This is a genomic window from Paenibacillus sp. J22P59 (assembly GCF_059383895.1).
Map to the genome: position 1 here is coordinate 1 of NZ_JBXENX010000033.1, position 1868 is coordinate 1868.

The 1868-nt window shown below is 48.9% G+C and carries 2 pseudogenes; both read right to left on the bottom strand.

The features are described 5' to 3' along the window. Positions 1-1641 (bottom strand): annotated as a pseudogene (locus tag AC50YO_RS25475) (hypothetical protein); the annotation flags it as partial. Further along, a pseudogene (locus tag AC50YO_RS25480) lies at positions 1641-1868 on the bottom strand (Gp15 family bacteriophage protein); the annotation flags it as partial. The pseudogenes AC50YO_RS25480 and AC50YO_RS25475, both read right to left, overlap by 1 nt.

The following is a 1868-nucleotide window of genomic DNA, read 5'->3' on the forward strand; positions in this document are numbered from 1 at the left end:
AGATGCAATGCTAGATATAATAGGAGCTATCGCCAATATTAAGCCTGCAACCTTAAAGGCTACGAAAAAGCTGGCGATAAATAACGCGCCTTTAACGAACGTCTCCTGATTGTTCATGATCCAGTTAGATAGCCCGTTCAGCCCCTGTGCAATGAGTTGCAACGTGGATACGATCAGGCCTCCTGACCAAGCAGCTAATGGCTGCAAGACGTTATCGAACAACCAGATACCATATGGCATGAATGCAGTAATTACGGCTGTCAGTACACGGATACCGCCGCTCAGCACGTCTATAAATGCAGGCAGTGCCTCTGTGATGGTCCATTTCCCGAGCGGTACCAATACCTCTGAGAAAAACCATTTAAGGCCTAAGCCAACATTTTGTACAAAAGGCTTAAGTGCATCACCCAAGCCAATTAAGGATTGCTTAAGTGGCTCGATGTACCCCCCTGCGCCACTGAACATTGCTTTGATATCGTCAATAAAGCTCTGTACTTTGGCTTTGATTGGATCAACGTCAATTTCTGGTGTTGTAATGCTGCCGAAATCCACTCCTCCGCCTGCTCCGAGTCCCCCGAACATGTCACCTGCGGCACCTGCAGCATCATCTAGGGACTTAGCAGCTCCTTGAGATATTGTATTGAGTTGATCAAAACCACCTAGTGAGCCCTTTACCTTTTTGCCTGCTTTTTTCACCTTATCAGCGGCGGCAGTTGTGGTATCCCCCATGTCGGCAACCGAGCCGCTTGCTTGTTCTGCCGCGCTGGCTGCTGATGCTGCAGACGCACCCACGGCATCTCCAAACACAATTTCGGTAAACGCCTTGAAGTAGATCGCAGCTATCTGTAGCTTGGCGATGAGCCAATTCAAACCCTTTACAATCGGCGTAAGTATGTTAATGAAGCCAATACCCATCGTACCCTGAAAGATTTTCCATTGTTCCGTCATAATACGAATTTGATTGGCCCAGCTGTCGCTATTTCGCGCAAAGTCTCCCTGCGCATCAGCCGTTACACTCAATAAGTAGTTGTAGCGTAACAACGTCTGCTCAGCCTGCGACATCTTTTCATAGCTTTTTTGAATGCCTTGGGATAGGGCATAAGCTTGCATATTAGCTACGCTCATATTGACACCTAGCGCCTTAAGCGGCTCCGTCTCCCCGGTCATCCCAGCGAATACCTTGTAATAAGCCTCATCATTACTCAAGTTGTAGAATGAAGCCATGTCTGCTGACAGCTCTGTCAGAACCTTGGACATGTCTTTCATTTGCTCGCCCGCAAGGCCTGATGACTTGAGCATGGCTCCCATTGTGGATGCGTATTTCTTGGCTGACAGCTCCGACAGACCAAAGCTATTAATCATATCTTTAGACCATGTATCTATTTCCTGCTTCATAGAGCCGAACGTGACGTTCACAACGTTCTGGACCTCTTGCAGGTCAGACGCCAACTGCACGGCTTGCCTACTAAAATCGACTAGGCCGTTCACCGCAAATGCTGCTGCAATAACGCCACCCAAGCCCATAAAAGCCTTTGCTACCTGATTGGAGGCTTGCCCAGCTATTCCTGCGAGCTGACGGTTAAACTCACCTAAATTTAAGCCAAGGTCTAAATCTATACTACCTGCTGATCCTGCTGCCATTATCCGCCACCTCCAAATAGCCGAGCCATTTCGGCCTCCATTTTCTTCATGCTGTCTTGCAGTTCGTCAACGTCGTGCATCTTGCGTTCAGCGCTGCGCTTCCGCCATTCGCTGTAGATACGCCGCTGATCAGCGCTCCAGCCTCGCCTTACTTTTGCATCCTGCTCCGCTCGTATAGCTACAATGCTGCCTAGCGGTGTTTCTGGCATTAAACCAGATAACAGCGC